The organism is Parafilimonas terrae (genome assembly GCF_900115755.1).
GTDB classification, from domain to species: Bacteria; Bacteroidota; Bacteroidia; order Chitinophagales; family Chitinophagaceae; genus Parafilimonas; species Parafilimonas terrae.
Map to the genome: position 1 here is coordinate 98,753 of NZ_FOXQ01000005.1, position 15,547 is coordinate 114,299.

Here is a 15,547-nt window from a genome sequence, read left to right on the forward strand (position 1 = left end):
TTATAACAATAATGGTCGTATTTTTTTCTTTATTGAAGCAGGAGCTTACGCTGCCGTGTATAGTAAGAAAATTGAAAAGGATTGATTTTCGCTAATGCGCGATGCGTTTTACATTTGAACAATCATGCAGCTATCAAACAAAACTGTTCTTGTATTGGGCGCCAATTCCGATGTAGCTAAAGAAGCCATCAAATTATATATTAAAGAAGGATGCAGGGTTATAGCCGCATCAAGAAGCACAGATGAATTGAATGCATTTGCTGAACAGCAAGGCTTCATGGCAAATGTAATAGTACAGTATTTTGATGCCACTGCTTTTGATACGCATCAGCAGTTTTATAACAATCTTCCCTTCAAACCAAATATTGTATTGTATGCGGCAGGCTTTTTAAAAAATAATGAACAGGCAATGATTGACTGGGATGGCAGTTTTCAAATGATGAAAGTGCATTACTGCGGCGCTGTTTCTATTTTAAATATTATCGTTAATGATAAAAGTAATACCAGCCTTGAAAAAATTGTTGGTCTTTCTTCGCTTTCGGGTGTAAGGGGCAGGAAAAGCAATTTTATTTATGGCAGTACCAAATCTGCTTTTACACAATACCTTGCTGGCTTAAGGCAATATCTTTTTTCCCGAAATATAAGCGTGCATGTTATTGTAGCGGGATACATACGCAGCAAGATGACAGCCGGTCTTGACTTGCCTGAATCATTAATGCTGGAACCTTCTTTTATAGCAAAGCCAGTTGTTTATACGCCAGCCCGGTTTACTATTGTGCCCGGTTTTAAATGGAAAATTATTTATACTATTTTAAGGTTAATGCCGGAGAAATTAGTGGCGCGGTTGCCTTAACATCGGTTCATTAAATAAAACCATAAAGCCACGCATTTGCAGGGCTTATATTTAAATACATACTTGTAATAAATGTATTTATAATGGTGTTCCGGGCTATTTCTTTTTATCGAAAATGGTATCTATTTTTTTGCCGGCTTTCTTGGCAGCATCGCCCACGGCCTGCCCGGCATCTTTAACTGCATCTTTTGTATCCTGCCATGCATTATCAATAGCTTTTCCGGTTTTATCAAAAAAATTACCTGCCTTATTTACCACTTCTCCTTCCTCTAGTTTTATTGCGGCTTTATCTCTTTTTACTGTACCGTCGTTATAAACTACAACGCCGTTATCCAGCGTAATTTCTTTATCAACCACTACCCAGTCGTCGTTCCGCATTACCATGGTTTTACCATCTTTATAAATAACATCGCCTTCGGAGGGAGTATATACTTCGGTTGCAACAACAGTTGTAGTGTCAGCGGTAATATCGGTATCTGGCATCACTACCATTGTATCTTCAGCAGATGTATCAGATGATGAACTATTACAGGCGGCTAACAGCGCCATAAATACTACAGGAATAAATTTTTTCATGTGTAAGGTTTGGGATTGGATATTAAATTTTCGTGCCAAAAATTCATGCAATTAATACCGGTATTCTTAAAAAGGGGCAAATCTTGTTAAAACAATTATCCATTATTTGGTTGAACATTTTTGCAGGGCAATTCAATTTTTATATGCGTACCCTTACCAATGGCACTGTCAATGGTTAATTGCGCGTTAATCAATTTTGCTCTTTTTCTCAGGTTATGCAATCCTGCACCCGTTCCGTTTTTTAATTTATCATCCACATCAAACCCGTCACCATTATCTGTCACGGTCAGCCTCACTAAATCTTCCTCAGCCAAAAGCATCAGCCTTATTTCTTTGGCATTACTATGTTTTATCATATTATTCAGGATCTCCTGCACCATACGGTATAATATGATCACTTTATCATCTTCCAGAAATAAAATATCACCTTCTTTCTCAAAAATGGCAGTAAACAGTTCTGTTTTATTAATGCGCTCTATTTCTGTTTCTAACGCCTTACAAAGACCAATCTGCGCAACACGTTCACCATTCATGTTTACAGATAAAGTTCTTATATCTGTTATCAATTGATGGGTAAGTTCTTTTATTTCTTCCAGCCTTTGCGCGGTTTTATCTGTATCATTCAGCTTAATAGTATTCAGGTTCATTTTTATAATGCCGGCCACCTGGGCAATATTATCGTGCAGTTCATTGCTTATATGCTGCAGGGTTTGTTCCTGTATTTCAAGTTGGGTTTGGAGAAGGCTATGTTCAAATTGCGTTTCAAGCTGCTGTTTTTCCAATTTAAGCTTAAAAGATTTTTTTTGAAAAATGCCAAAAAAAATAAACAGGGCAACAGAAAGAAGTACTACTATAAGTGTACCGGTTACAACGAGGAATATTATTGTGTTATCATAAGCACCTACAGTGTTGGGCATAGGAAGCCGATTATGTAAGTTGAATATAATAATAAATTAAAACTTCTTTCTATCCACATTACGGCATCGCCTAAAATAATTTGGTTTTCGTTGTATAAATAAGCCCCAACGCCGTATGAAAAAAAGCTGCCGGCAAAAAAGAGAAGGTTACCCGCCGAAATCCAGAACATGGCCCGTTTTGAAAAGCCGAAAGTTGTATCATCCCTGAAGAGCTGAATAAAATATATTATAACCCAAGTAACCATTAAAGGAGACTCGATTAAAACATCAAGATACTTATAAAAATAATTCTGGCCGTTTAGTTGGAACTGGGTAAAAAACGAAAAAATAATAAATGGAAGTATAGAAATTCGGATCAATAGCCTTATCGTTTTTTGCTGTATTAAAGAAGCATACAATATTGACAGTATTGTGTACTCTAAAGGAGTGTAAATGGCAAATAGAAAACCGGAAATGAAATTATTATCAGATAAAAAAAACCTTGCTCCTTCGGTAATTAAACTTGCAAGGAGCAAGGGAATGAGAATCCAGACTTCTTTAGAGAAGCCTGTTATCCTTACTGTCAGAATGAAAAGCGAGGCGGCAATTAATAAATGATATAATAGCTCTAACAAAAATTTACTTTTTATTTAAAAAATCTGATATGTCACCGGGCGAAGAAGCTAATGTAAGGCTGCTTTTAACGCTCCATTTTTCAACACCATAAGTGGCAGGGTCATCTTTGTAATCATCAAGAATTTTTTTTGATTTGTCTGCACCAACAAAACACACTGTAAGGTTGCCATTATCATCAATTCCGAAAAGCCCCAAATAACTATCAAAACCTTTTAGATCAGCGATCGTTTTAAAATCGTCAAACTCACTTTTTGAAATGTAAAACCCGATAGGCTCATTTAAATCAATTTCTGGCGGCCCTGGAATAGTTGATAGAGCTTTGCTAACCTTTTTCATGAAGTCGTAATAATTAATAACGTAGCGTTTAATTTTATTGTACGGTTCCAATTGTTTTAAAGTAAATGGCATAATAGAATGGTTTGATTGTTAAAAAATACTAAGGTTAAAAAAATAAAATGCTTATTAAATTACTCTGTGCAACTTAAGTCTCATTTAAAATACTTGCTATTATTGTACTCTTACCCTGGTCTTAGATGTCATTTGCGAACCGTCTTCCTTTATAATTGTGGCAATTATAAATATATCTCCTTCCAAATCCTGATTTGGTGTAAATGTTGCATTGATTTTATTCCCTGGAACAAATTCTCCGTCAGGAGTTACTGTTCCGGCTTTTTCGCCTGCTAATGTAGTTGCAGAATAGAAGATGTTTTGGCCTGCACTTGGATAACCTTTATGCCTGAAGAGATTTACTTCTATTGGAAGGGTTGTATTTTTTTCCATTACATACTTTTCCGGGTTTATTATTATTGAATCGGGGTAGGCTTTCAGGAAATTAATAATTGTATCCCTTGAATAATCAGTCATTACGGTTGCTTTTAAAAGCACAGGGCCTGCAACTTGTCCTGTTTTCAATTTAAAATCTGCATACCTGTCTGTGTTTGTGGTAACAGACTCAGATTTTGAGGCGCCATTAATTGTACCTTCTGTTGTAGTAAGTGTGACTGACTGGTTAGCTGATGATTGCGGGTTAATCCTTACACGGATTAGTATTTCGGCATCGCTGTCAGCAAATGGATTAATAGGTTCAATTGAAGTAAAAGCTATTATATCATCAGGCTTCAATCCATCGTTAACTGTATAGCCTGAATTTTTTATGCAAGAAGTAATTAGCAGGATTGCTAAAGCAATAATAGGTATAAGTTGCTTTTTCATAGATTTATTTTAAATTAATTATTGCACGGGTTGGGGAAGTGAAACTTGTTTCAAGTTCTTCAGCGATTAATCGGATAAACCCAAACCTTTCACTTACTGTTGAAGGATTGATATTAGTTATGCTCAGTATTTTTTTGAAGGTTTTAAAATCTTTTCCAAATACAAAATTTTGCGTTACGAATTCTTTCCCTTCAAAGCTTAGTTCCGGGTGTGGAACTAATAAGAATTTGACAATAACGTCCGCGCCATCTGTGCCTGAACTTCTTCCTTCAAATGAAAGGTTTAAAATAGTTGTTTCCCCGTCTGGAAGGAAATCCGGAGTTGCTATTGCATTTTTGATTGTCATAATTGAAATATTTAGTGGTTATTTGATTTAGCTTCTTTTTGAAGTGTGGTTAAAGAGTTGGACTGCCCCGAGAGAAGTTTAACAATATTGAGATTGACTGACACGCCAAAGAATGGCGAGGCAACAAATTTTTTATTTGTGATTAGGGGATTTGGATCTTTCATGTAATAAAGCAAGGCGTTTGCGTCCACCTTTAAAAAGGCCCAAGGCCGTATTCCTAATCCCACAAGGCCAGCTTTATTTCCAAATACAGATCCAAGGCCCGAAATTTGACCATTCTTATTTGTGGTAATATCTTCTAATGTTAAGCCTACATTAGCACATAATCTTACTTTAAGGTTATCCCAGCCTTTTACATTTGAAAGCGGAACACTGTTGTTTACCGGACGGGCAAAAAAACTAAATGAAAAATAAGTAAGCCCATTATCAGTTTTTGGGGAATATCCATATCCAAAAGTTTGGGATGTATAAATACCGGCTTCTGTATCGTTATCATATACATTTGAACCCAGCACAGAAGTAAAGAATGTGTTGTTTAAAAAGGCTTCATTTACAACTTTTGGTATAGAGGCTATCGTATTTGAATTAAAAGATTTTAAATTTTTCCTGGTTTCGCTTAATTCGTCATTCACTTGTTTTAATAGCGAGGGGTCTATTTTTTTCAATTGCTGTTCAAACTCAGCATTCAATTTTAATGTATCAGTTCTTTCCAGAAAGCCTGAGAGGGTTTCTCCACTATTCAAATTAAAATAAGGCAACTCATTTTCCACTTTGTATAAAGAAGCAAAAAATTCACTGTTATAATTTAAAGCTTGTTCAATTTCATTTTTCTGTTGTAGCAATTCCGTTTTCTTGCTGCTGTCTTTAGCCAAAGATTTGTCAATTTTTTTCTTCTTTTCATTCAAGATGTTTATTACCAGGTTATCTAATGTAGATAGCCGTTCGGCTGCTTCCGAAAAATCTTTAAGGGCCTGACCTATGGGCTCTTTAGCATCCCTCAATATTTCATCTGCGGCTTTATAATCAATTTTGAAATTTTTAAGGTTGTTATCAGAAAAATAATCTTCATATAATTTATTAAAATCTTCAATGTTGATACCAGGATATTTAGAAGCAAAAAATATCTGTTGAATTTTGCTTACAAATACTTCGTCAACTGACATTGCTTCACTCAAGGAATCTCTTGTCTTTGATTTAAGCCTTGCGGTTTCTTTTACGTTTACATTTACTTTAAAATAATGATTGGGTTTTAAATACTTTGGTACAACTTCAGAAAAAATGCCTGTTTCATCAATTGAACTATCGAGGACTTTAAGAATCAGGGTATCATCATCTTTAACGTTTTTAGTAATATCTGTAATTACTACATCAATCTTTTGATTGGCTTTCATCCCAATTACCCTAAACGTAAACGGCTCATCAAAAGGAAACTTGCTTTTATTTTCAGTAAAGTCTTTTTTGCCCCAGTCAAATTCCACAACTTTCGTTTGCGCATGCGCAAATACAAAAGATAGTAAAAGGAATTTCAATAACACTATTTTTTTAATAGTTGCTTTCATGGTGTTCTTCAATTTTTTAGCGGAGAAATATTAAAATTGATTTTTAAACCTTTGCCAGTTCGCTGATTTTGTTATTGGTGATCCAGCCTATTATTTCTTCATTTTGATTTCCAGTTTCCGTTACAAAAACATCCTGGCATAAAGGATTGTTGATTAGCTTTTGGCTGGCTTCGAATAAAGTAGCAGTCTTTGAAATGTAGGATGCACTTTTGGTAATCTTATTTTTAAGATCATCGTTTGTATTATTTATCATTTGTTCCAACGAAATATCTTCGGGCTTTTTATCCTTTAACTGGTCGTACTTGCTGCTTATAAGTTTTCGTACGAATTCATTCACCGTGCTCTCATGAATTATATATCTGAGTACTTTTTTATCATTAAAAATCGGAAGCCGTTCCCCTTTTTTATTTGTGTCCATAAAATCTATCAGGTCTTTTTGAACATTAATATCTTTATCTTCTTTAGAAACAATATCCTTGTTGAAGCTTATATCGTTAAAGAGTATCATTACGCCGGGATCACTTACTTTAATAGCTTGCAATTTTTGGTCGGAATTTGTGATTTGCTTTACGAGATTGCCGGCCGCTTCAAAATTGGCTTTACCAAAATAAAAAGCTATTACTGTTCCCACCCAGGTTGCAATAACCGGCAATAAAGCATAGAAGGTGCCGGTTATTATACTAGTGGCCTGGCCAATCTTCTGTGGATCACCATCAGCTTGTTTTAGCAAAATAATTCCTGCAATAATTACTACAGTCGCAATAATGGCTAATACGATGCTTCCATAAATGAGTACCTTCGATGCTATGCTCCCACGCAATTTTTCATCGGGAGTGGCTGGTGTTTCTTCTGGCATAAGTTTTATTTTAGTTGCCTACTCTAAATCCCTTTTCGGCATATGGTATATTTACATTTCAAACTTCGATATTGCCAAAGCTTATTCAAACGTGAAAACCTTCAATTCCAACAGGGATTTTCCCCATCAAAACAGCGTATAAAAACGGTATTTACACAGGAAGAATTTAAGAAAGGGATGGTGTTTTCGGTAGCACGGTAGTCAATTATAAACCCGCTACGATATTACTTATTAATGCAGATAATTCCAAAAAATAAATGTATATGCTTTAAAAAAGAGTAATGACAATCCTCCGGGTATTATATAGTAATCAGTTCATAGCCGCAGCATCTGCTTCGTTTTCGTTCATGCCATTAACCGGCTTGTCTGAATAATAAATAGCTTCCACACCCGTAATGCTTTCTTTATCCGAAAGATTTAAAATCTTTAATTCTACAGCATGTTTGCCTGCGGGCAATTTATATTTCCAGGCAAGCTCATAACGGCGCGTAGTATAACTTGCCGGAAGCTCAGGCTTTTCAACCAGCTTGCCATCTACATATAATTCAGTATGAAAAACAAAATCTGTTAAGCTTCCCCATTGTGCTGTGTTGCCTGTTATTACAAAACCGGTTCCTTCATAGTTAAAACTTATGGCATCTTTTTTATCAGACCAGTTAACGGGTATTCTTGCAACCGGGTATAATCCATCAAAACTCTTTTCAAATTTTACAGCAGCGGGCTGTTGTGCTTTGATAGTAATATCGTCGCCAATCACACTTCCGCCATTTCTTTGTATGTTTTCCAACGCATGTTTATAGCCAATATCATACACATCATTAAGGTTCATGGTGGTGTATTTGAAATCTATATCTTCTGCTTCTTTCAATCCCTGTTTCCAGTAAGCCGGAATTTTATCATATCCTAACAAAGTGCCTAATATGCCGCCAACAGTTGAAGGATTGCAATCTGCATCCTGGCCGCATCGCGTTGCTATTTCCAACGATTTTGTAAAGTCATAATTTCCATATAACAAACCAATCACAACATACGCTGCATTTACGGTTGCATCAATATTAAAAGGGTGGAATACACCTTCGGGACAGGAAATATCATTGGCCCATTTTTTCTGCACTTCAAACCATGTGGCCTTCCAGTCGTTTGGATATTGCTTATGCCAGCCAATTACATCGTGAATACATTTATAAAAATTGCTTTGTGCAGGAATTGTTTTCAATGCTTCAGAAACGATATAATTTATATCTGATGAAGTAAATGCCAGCGTATACATGGCGCCTACATATACACCGCCATACCAGCCGTCGCCATAATTCATAATATGGCCAATTTTATCGCTGATGGCAGAGGCAACATTAGGCATGCCGGGACTCATAAGTCCTGCAAAATCGCTTTCTATCTGGTAGTCTATGCAGTCTGCATGTGGATTGTTTTCCCAGTAACCGCTTTGCGGCGCTTTTATGCCATGAAGAATATTATAACGTCCGGCCTGGTTAGCATGCCACAACATATATCCGGCATTGGCATAAGCGTTTGCAAAAGAATCCAGCGGGACATCAAGGCCATATTTTTCAAACACATCCACAAAGGTTAAATCCATATACAAATCATCATACAAACCGGGGTTATATATCATGTTATGTTTAAGCAAAGTATCATTCCATAATAGCTTTTGATAGTCGCCAATGAATGTGCCGTTAAACCGAAATTCATACGGGCCGCCAAATGTTACGCCGATGGTTTGCCCTGCCCAGCCGCCTTTTATTTTATTCTGTAATTGTTGTTTGGTAAAGGTTATATCTTTTGTTTGAGCAATGCCTTGTAAGGATGCAAGAACAGCTATTATGAGTATCATTTTTTTCATACCTGCATTTTATTTTTAGTTGAATTATTTAAATAAAAAACAAATTCATTTCAGGTGTTATAGCGGTTAAAATTGTATCTCATTTCTATGTGGTGCAGATGCCTGCGCACCCATGCGTGTTACAGAAATGGAAGCAGCCTTGCAGGCAAACGTCACCGCATCTAAAACAGGCAACCCCTCTGCAATAGCCACAGCCAATGCCCCGTTAAAAACATCACCGGCGGCTGTTGTATCAACTGCTTCAACAAGGGGCGCTGTTATCATTTCTGTTATTGTATCTGTTACTACCAGCGCACCTTTATCACCGAGAGTGATTATCACAATTCCTACTCCTTTTTGTTTAATAATATTTGCTGCCCGTATAGCAGACCCCATATCATTTATACTAATGCCGGAGAGCATTTCTGCTTCCTTTTTATTGGGTGTTATAATGGCTATATTTTTAAACAATGTTACCGGCAATTCACAAGCCGGTGCAGGGTTCAGAATAACTTTTACATTATTCGCCGATGCAAATGTGGCAACCCAACTAACTGTTTCAACCGGTATCTCAAGTTGCATTAAAACAATGGCTGCTCCTGCAATTTCTTTTGTTGCTTTTTCGAGGTCTTTTGGCGTAAGTGTTGCATTAGCGCCCGATGCAACAGTAATACAGTTGTCTGCATTTTTATCAACTGTTATTAGCGCAACGCCGGAAGGGTTTTTATCATCGGAAACTATAAACTGCGTATTGATGCCTTCTTCTTCAAACAATTGTATTGACTGCTTCCCGAAAATATCATTGCCTGTTTTGCATATCAAAGTAACCTTGCCATTCAGCCTTGCTGCAGCTACAGCCTGGTTAGCACCCTTGCCGCCGGGGTTCATAAAGAAAGTGCCTCCTAAAATAGTTTCACCGGGTTGGGGAAGATGATCTGTTTTTATCACCATATCCGTATTGGAACTTCCTATGATAAATATTGAAGTATTCATAATGGCTGTAACCGTTTTTATTGGAAGAATAAAAATAGAAGAACGTTTCCAGTTTTTGGCAAACGCTTTTAAGTTATAAAGGTTCAGATGCTTTGTGGAACTTACAAATGCCGCAAAAGCTGTTTAAATGTGGCAGGTAAAAATGCACGTAACGAAACACTTTTCATTATTTTCAGCTCTTCTTTAATATTGGTTTCGTTATCCAGGAATTTAAAAACCGCCTGCGGTGAATTGTTTTTAAAAAGCTGCGCAAACAAAACATCGCCACCCATCTTTTTATGTTTTAAAACATTCAGTAAAATGCCATCGTATAAACGAAACCGTTTATCAAACATTGATTGCAACAGCAATGGGTTTTTATCTTTTACCAGCGCTTCAATAATCTTTGCTGAATGTTTTTGAATGAACTGAAAAGTATAACCGCTGCTGCCCTTTGTTTGACCGCCAGCTGTACCAATGTTTATTACTCTTCCTTCGCCTTTTGAAAAAGCATAATTCGTCATGGGAATAATGCCGCTTTCTGTGTGCAGTAGTTTGTATTCATTAATCTCTAATTGCTTATTGATATGATGCGTGAGGGCATTATTATATTCATCATCATTCAAAATATTTTCAGAAAATAAAGTGTATTCAATTAATGCCCGGTTTTTGGCAACAGGTAAAACATACATGAATGCCGTTCCTTTTTCCTGGCTTACCCTGAAATCCATGAACGTTGCAATGCGTGCATCAAAAATATCATCAGCCGTTTCAATAAGCCAGCCCTTAAAATGTTGCCATAAAACATGAACATTTTTTTGACTTAATGCATCCTGTTTCCAGTTATTCAAGATGATACTGTTGAAAAGATAGTTTGAGTAGAATATACTATTGTTTGTTGTTATAGTAGCATATATTTCGTTGCTTGATATTGATTTTATCTCATCATATACAATATCAATATTTGAAAACTGTTTGGCTTTATCTAAAACGATTGCATATAAATCAATGCTGCGGATCATTTTATATTGATAAGGTTCGAGATCGTAACGTGCAGAAAATTCTTTTGAATAAAAATCTATTTGCTGCCAGCGATGATAAACAATATTTTCAAACAAGCCATTTTGCTTTTCCCAAAAACACCAGGTTCTGTCATTGATATTTTTTGCATCCTTATCAATCAATAATATTTTTTTCCGATTGAAGAAAGGATGCAGCATCATCCGGTGCAGAAGGCTAAGACCTGCACATCCTGCACCGGCGATGATATAATCATACTGTTGTTGCAAAGGATATTTGTGTTTACACGTGAATCGTCAAACGCCAATCGTGAAAGCTTTAAAGTCTGATTATTATTGGGGTATATTGACTCTTCAAATCTTTGTGCAAGTTAACGGCCTGACGCTTTGATACAGCTGACCGCGAACAGTTTTTAAAGTAATTCACGCGCTTACATTCACGTCTCACGTTTAACGATTCACGTCATCATTTATAAATAACTAAGATTTGTTTCAGGCGTTAATGCCGTAACAGTTTCATACATTAAACGAATGGTGTTTTCAATATCATCGCGATGCAGCATTTCAACAGTGGTATGCATGTAGCGCAATGGAATTGAAATTAAAACAGAAGGACAACCGTCGTTGGCATAAGCAAAGCTATCTGTATCCGTTCCAGTTGACCGGCTTAGTGTGCGCCATTGCACAGGAATTTTTTTCTTATCAGCAACGCCTTCCACAAACGCTAATAACTTGTTATGAATCGCAGGCGCATACGCTAATGCGGGGCCTTTGCTGCAGGCGATATCACCCTCAATAACTTTATTGATCATGGGCGTTGTTGTATCATGCGTTACATCAGTTACAATAGCAATGTTGGGTTTTATTCTGCGGGCAATCATTTCGGCGCCGCGAAGGCCGATTTCTTCCTGCACCGCATTTACAACATATAAACCAAATGGCAGTTTTGTTTTATTTTGTTTAATAAGCCTTGCTACTTCTGCAATCATAAAACCGCCAACACGGTTATCCATAGCACGGCCAATAAAATAATTGTTTGCCAGCTCATCAAAACCATCCTGGTAAGTAACCACAGCGCCAATATGAATGCCTAAATCCTGCACTTCTTTTTTGCTGCGGGCGCCGCAATCGAGAAATAAATTATCGGGTTTTGGCTGCGGTTCTTTTGCATCGGGTGATGAATGGCGCGTATGAATAGCCGGCCAGCCAAATACAGCTTTTACAGGGCCTTTTCTTCCGTGAATGGTTACACGCATGGCGGGCGCAATCTGGTGGTCAACACCGCCATTGCGTTTAAGATAAATTAAACCCTGGTCGTTTATATAATTTACAAACCAGCTTATTTCATCTGCATGCGCTTCTATCACCACCCTAAACGGCGCATCGGGATTAATTACGCCCACCGCAGTGCCATAAGGATCGGTAAAAGTTGTATCCACATAATCTTTGATATAGTTAAGCCAAGCCTTTTGGCCGCTGCTTTCAAAACCAACAGGCGATGCTGTATTGATATATTCTTTTAAGAAGCTGAGTGAATCTTTGCTGAATACTGTTTTATGCTTTGCTTTTGAATCTTTCTTTGCCATAATGAATGTAATTATAAATTGAAAACTATGTTGCTCAAAGATATGCTGTATGTAACAGTAATGCCACCAAGGCACCAAGGCATAAAGTCTTTATCTTAAGTTTATTTTTTCGTGCTTTAGCGTCTTTGTGGCAAAACACAACTTTTTAAGCCCACTTACTTAAGCATAGATTGATACACGGCATCCATTATATTCATGCGCACTTTTAATGTGCTGAGTTTACCGTTTGATCCGCCTTCGGGATTAACGCGGTTAGAAAGAAATATAAAGATGAGATCGTATTTGGGATCTACCCAAACGCTTATGCCCGTAAAGCCTGTATGGCCAAAAGTTTGCGGCGAAGCGCTTAAGCACGGATATGGAATATCTTCTTTTGCATTATCCTTTTCCGGTTTATCCCAACCCAAACCTCTGCGGCTTATGTTGCTGTGATACGCCGTAAAATAATCTATCGTTTCTTTCTTTAAATAGCGCACGCCATCCCACACACCGCCGTTTAAAAGCATCGTATATAAAATAGCAAGATCGTGCGCATTGCTGAACAAACCTGCATGGCCCGCAACACCGCCAAACATAGCAGAACCCGGATCATGCACATAACCTCTTAATAGTTGCAAACGGAAATATTGTTCATCCTCTGTTGGAGCAATGTTGTTTATGGCAATATGTTCGTTAGGTTTAAAAGTAGTGTTGTATAAATGCATGGGTTTATAGAATGTTTTGGCAACATATTCATTTAAAGGAACACCGGTTAACTGCTCTACTATTTTTCCGAGAAAAATAAAATCATTGTCGCTGTAAACATATCTTTTTGTTGGATATAATTTGCTTTGCAGTATGCGCTGATAAATAGTATCAACCCAGTCTTTGCGCATATACATGGTATCGGCAACATGCACCGTATAAACCGAATCGTCACTATAATGTTCAAAGTAACCCGGTAAAGGATCGCCCTTGGCATCAATTATTTCTTTATAGAATGGTATATAAGCCACCAACCGCGCCTGGTGCAGCAATACATCCCTTAAAGTTAAACCGCTTTTATTAGTGCCGCGAACCCAGGGCAAATAATAACCAAGTGTTTTATCAAGATCGAGCAAACCTTCTTCCCACAACTTCATTACCGATATGGTGGTGGCAGAAATTTTTGTTACAGAAGCAAGGTCATACACTGTTTGCGGCGTTGTTGGTTCATTGGTATAATAAGTGAGTTTACCATAAGCTTTATCCAAAACAATCTTATTATTTTTTACAACCATTACCACGCAGCCCGGTGTTGCATGTTTGGCAATAGCATCACTTGCCAGGCTATCGATTGTATAAAGTTTCGTACTGTCTAAACCCACTTCAGCAGGGCTTGCAGTTTGCAATTCTTTTAAGCCAAGGTTTACAATGCCATCGCCGTAATGAAAAGCATCGCAAACCGTTACAGGTAATTTACCAGATGCCACAAATTCACCCTCAAGCCAGGCAAATGCTGCTTCCTGGAAGATTGCATCATCTTCGTAGCAAGCCATAATATTATCTGCATCGCAAAAATTCTTTAAGGCATAAGGGTTGCCAAACAATAAGGTTAATGCTTTATTGTTAGCCTGCAGATTTTTAATAAGGCCAAGCGCATTTGCTGATAAACCAAAATTTCTTGCAGGGTATTTATTAAAATTATGTACGCCGATTATAACAGCATCATATTTGCCATTAACAGCTTTTTCTATGGAAGCCGCTAACGTAGCATTGTCGTTATAACTCATTAAATAAACATCAGCATTCTTTTCAATTTTAAGAAAAGTGGAAAGAGCGCTGCTTGTATCAAATTCGCCAACGCCTATGTATGCTATTTTCTTGCCGGGCTTAAGCGGAAATACATCAGCATCTTTCAGCCGCAATAAAGTGAAAGCATTTCTTGCAACCTTTCTTCTTAAAGGCAATACATTTTTATTTAAATCTTCATGCAGGTTATTTGGGTTGATATAGCCAGCCTTGTTTAAACCCAGGTTATATTTTGCAAGCAATACTTTTTTTACACGGTTATTAATATCAATTGAATCCAAAATTTTATTGGCGATAGCAGCCTGAATTCTTTGAATAGCCTGCGGTACATCACCGGGTAAACACAACATATCATTGCCGGCCAGTAAAGATTTTACGGCAGCATCACCTTGCGGATAATATTTGGCAACGCCCTGCATTTCCAGCGCATCAGTAAAAGAAATGCCTTTGAAACCAAGATCACGCCTTAAAAGATCAGTTACATTTTTTTGCGATAAAGATGTGGGAAGATGCGGCGTTTTATCAATAGCGGGAATGCTTAAATGCGCAATCATTACGCTGCCCACGCCTTCATTAAACAAAGTTTTGAAAGGATATAATTCAAGTGAATCCAGCGCACCAAACGATTTTGAAATAACCGGTAAGTCAAGATGTGAGTCAACGCTTACGTCGCCGTGGCCTGGAAAATGTTTGGCGCAGGCCATTACATTTTCTTCCTGCATGCCGCGCATTAATTGCGTGCCCAATAAAGCTACTTTGTATTTGTCTTCACCAAAAGAACGGAAATTGATTACAGGATTATTGGGATTATTATTAATGTCAACCACCGGCGCATAATTTACCTGTATGCCCATACGTTTGCATTGATCGCCTATGGCTTTACCCACTTCATAAGCAATGGCTGCATCCTGCACAGCGCCAATGGTAAGCTGATCGGGAAATTTAAAAACGCTGTCTGTCATGCGCATGCCCAAACCCGTTTCGCCATCAATGCAAACCATTAAAGGCGTTTGTGCTATTTGCTGAAAATAATTAATGTAGCCAGCCTGTTTTATTGGGCCACCCTGGAATAAACAAATGGAACCAATGTTATAATCACGAATAAGTTTCTCTACTTTATCATTCAAGTAAACCGGGCGTCCGGAAGCAACCGAGCTTTCGCGTACCACCATTAATTGCGCTATGCGCTGTACAGGCGTTAAAGAATTAAACACACTGTCAACCCATTGTTGCGAAGCTGCAGTTTGTTTATAGAACTTTTGAGCATTTAAAGAATGTAAGCTGATGATGCAGAGCAGGAAAAAGAATGCTTTCTTTAATTTCATTCGTACAAGTTTGTTTTTTCAATGGTCTCATGGAACGCGCTTATCATCCGCTGTGTGTAAAATACATTTTATATAGGCGTTTCATTCGTACTTATTAGTGA

13 protein-coding genes are annotated in these 15,547 nt (G+C 37.4%); 1 reads left to right on the forward strand and 12 read right to left on the reverse strand.

Annotated features, from left to right (window positions below):
* The first annotated feature begins 124 nt into the window (after nucleotides 1–124).
* The gene (locus BM015_RS09840; protein ID WP_090657836.1) at nucleotides 125–853 is read left to right on the forward strand and encodes an SDR family NAD(P)-dependent oxidoreductase; all 729 of its coding nucleotides are present in this window, start codon (nucleotides 125–127) and stop codon (nucleotides 851–853) included.
* A 96-nt stretch (nucleotides 854–949) separates the two neighbouring features.
* Here the strand turns inward: BM015_RS09840 and BM015_RS09845 are convergent, their stop codons facing one another.
* The 12 genes from BM015_RS09845 to BM015_RS09905 all read right to left on the reverse strand — a co-directional run bounded on the left by BM015_RS09845 (nucleotide 950) and on the right by BM015_RS09905 (nucleotide 15,446).
* Nucleotides 950–1,429, reverse strand: coding sequence for a DUF6799 domain-containing protein (locus BM015_RS09845; protein ID WP_090657837.1), 480 nt, complete (start codon nucleotides 1,427–1,429; stop codon nucleotides 950–952).
* A gap of 95 nt (nucleotides 1,430–1,524) precedes the next feature.
* Entirely contained in the window at nucleotides 1,525–2,346 is an 822-nt protein-coding gene (locus BM015_RS09850) for a sensor histidine kinase (RefSeq protein WP_090657838.1), read from the reverse strand.
* A 618-nt stretch (nucleotides 2,347–2,964) separates the two neighbouring features.
* The gene (locus BM015_RS09860; protein ID WP_090657840.1) at nucleotides 2,965–3,369 is read right to left on the reverse strand and encodes a hypothetical protein; all 405 of its coding nucleotides are present in this window, start codon (nucleotides 3,367–3,369) and stop codon (nucleotides 2,965–2,967) included.
* Between the two features lie 99 nt (nucleotides 3,370–3,468).
* Complete coding sequence (locus tag BM015_RS09865) at nucleotides 3,469–4,173, reverse strand: hypothetical protein (RefSeq protein WP_090657841.1); 705 nt, start codon at nucleotides 4,171–4,173, stop codon at nucleotides 3,469–3,471.
* Between the two features lie 4 nt (nucleotides 4,174–4,177).
* On the reverse strand, nucleotides 4,178–4,519 hold the full coding sequence (locus BM015_RS09870) for a hypothetical protein (RefSeq protein ID WP_090657842.1): 342 nt from the start codon (nucleotides 4,517–4,519) through the stop codon (nucleotides 4,178–4,180).
* Nucleotides 4,520–4,530: 11 nt separating this feature from the next.
* Entirely contained in the window at nucleotides 4,531–5,910 is a 1,380-nt protein-coding gene (locus tag BM015_RS09875) for a coiled-coil domain-containing protein (RefSeq protein WP_143075815.1), read from the reverse strand.
* A 211-nt stretch (nucleotides 5,911–6,121) separates the two neighbouring features.
* Nucleotides 6,122–6,934, reverse strand: coding sequence for a hypothetical protein (locus tag BM015_RS09880; protein WP_090657844.1), 813 nt, complete (start codon nucleotides 6,932–6,934; stop codon nucleotides 6,122–6,124).
* A 310-nt stretch (nucleotides 6,935–7,244) separates the two neighbouring features.
* Nucleotides 7,245–8,795 (reverse strand): ADP-ribosylglycohydrolase family protein, encoded by a 1,551-nt coding sequence (locus BM015_RS09885; protein ID WP_090657845.1) that lies wholly within the window; start codon nucleotides 8,793–8,795, stop codon nucleotides 7,245–7,247.
* A gap of 66 nt (nucleotides 8,796–8,861) precedes the next feature.
* A complete protein-coding gene (rbsK, locus tag BM015_RS09890; RefSeq protein WP_090657846.1) occupies nucleotides 8,862–9,767 on the reverse strand; it encodes a ribokinase in 906 nt (301 codons plus the stop codon).
* A gap of 101 nt (nucleotides 9,768–9,868) precedes the next feature.
* Complete coding sequence (locus BM015_RS09895) at nucleotides 9,869–11,035, reverse strand: lycopene cyclase family protein (RefSeq protein ID WP_090657847.1); 1,167 nt, start codon at nucleotides 11,033–11,035, stop codon at nucleotides 9,869–9,871.
* Between the two features lie 200 nt (nucleotides 11,036–11,235).
* Nucleotides 11,236–12,351, reverse strand: coding sequence for a M20/M25/M40 family metallo-hydrolase (locus tag BM015_RS09900; protein WP_090657848.1), 1,116 nt, complete (start codon nucleotides 12,349–12,351; stop codon nucleotides 11,236–11,238).
* A gap of 155 nt (nucleotides 12,352–12,506) precedes the next feature.
* Nucleotides 12,507–15,446, reverse strand: a complete 2,940-nt coding sequence (locus BM015_RS09905) for a serine hydrolase domain-containing protein (protein WP_090657850.1) — start codon at nucleotides 15,444–15,446, stop codon at nucleotides 12,507–12,509.
* Nucleotides 15,447–15,547 lie beyond the last annotated feature (101 nt).